Origin of the sequence: Reyranella sp. CPCC 100927 (assembly GCF_007859315.1) — a bacterium.
GTDB lineage: Bacteria > Pseudomonadota > Alphaproteobacteria > Reyranellales > Reyranellaceae > Vineibacter.
On sequence record NZ_VOHA01000080.1, the window covers coordinates 1 to 513 of the forward strand.

1 protein-coding gene is annotated in these 513 nt (G+C 69.4%); it reads right to left on the reverse strand.

Going from position 1 to position 513, the window contains the following annotated elements; genetic code table 11:
- The coding region (locus FQU96_RS42050) for a transposase (protein ID WP_146547400.1) at positions 1 to 513 on the reverse strand (513 nt) is incomplete at both ends.

A 513-nucleotide genomic window follows, 5' to 3' on the forward strand; every position in this document is an offset into this window, starting at 1 on the left:
ATCCTGCAGGTGACGGGCGACGGCCAGGGCGGTGACGACGATGGTGAGGTGGGCCTCGATGGCATCGCGGTCGTGGTGGAACATGGGCCTGGCCCGCAGGTCGGTCTTGCTCATCCGGAACGAGGCCTCGACCTGCCACAACGAGTGGTAGGAGGCGATCACCTCCGCTGCGGGCATGGTCGTGACGGGCAGGTTGGTGACGTAGCCCTTCAGCCCGGCCAGGCTGCGGGCGCGGGTCAGGGCGTCCTCGTCCAGGTGCGTCGAGCCGTTCACCGTCTTCACGAACCGCGGTGTGCGGGCTGGCTTCTCGCCGGCGATGACCGCCTTGGCGCGGTTCTCCTGCAGGGTGAGGGTGGCCCGGTCCCGTGCGGCGCGCTTGACGGAGTACGCCCATACCGCCCGCCACGACCGATCGTGCACCGCGGGGTCCCACACGGGTTCGGCGCGCTTGGTGACGTCGTTGACCGAGGCCGCCTTGGTGGTGGCCACCCGTGGAGTGATGGTGTCGATGAT